The organism is Streptomyces sp. LS1784 (genome assembly GCF_020103755.1).
GTDB lineage: Bacteria > Actinomycetota > Actinomycetes > Streptomycetales > Streptomycetaceae > Kitasatospora.
In genome coordinates, this window is the sequence record NZ_JAHSQD010001284.1 from 1 (window position 1) to 537 (window position 537).

Annotated in this window: 1 protein-coding gene; it reads right to left on the reverse strand. The window is 77.8% G+C overall.

All coding sequences use genetic code 11. The annotated features are described in order from the left end of the window. Positions 1-433: PrsW family glutamic-type intramembrane protease (locus KS423_RS47000; RefSeq protein ID WP_224285716.1), on the reverse strand; the 433-nt coding region annotated here is incomplete at its 3' end. Between the last annotated feature and the right edge of the window lie 104 nt (positions 434-537).

Below are 537 nucleotides of genomic sequence, written 5' to 3' on the forward strand. Positions count from 1 at the left end.
TCCGGGGCGCGGGCAACCGGCGCAGCAGCGGCGCGCAGGGGCGTCCGGTGCGGCGGCCGTGGCAGCGCAGCCGCCGGCCGAGCGGGAGCAGGAGCACCAGCAGGGCGGAGGCCTTGGCGGTCTCCTCGATCACCGGGGTGGCGATCCCGGCGCCGAGCAGTTCCCCGAACGGGCCCCGGTACCGGGTCAGGTAGCTCGCCGTCCAGTTGTTGGCCAGGATGGCGACGGTGGTGGCCGCGCAGGCGCCCCAGCCGAGGCAGAACACGGTGTGCCGCAGCGGCACCCGGGCGGTGAGGTTGAGCCAGGCCAGGCCGCCGAGCACGAACGGCAGCGGCACCATCGCCAGGCCCAGGCCGACCAGCAGCCCGACCGTGCCGGTCTGCCGCTGGACCAGGTGCAGGATCAGCACCCCGCAGCCGATCAGGGTCAGCACGGCGGTCGCGGTGACGGAGGAGAGCGCCACCGAGCGGCTGCGGCCCGGCGGGGCCCCGGGAGCGGCGGGCGTCCCGGCCGCGGCGGGGGAGGCGGTGGGCGCCC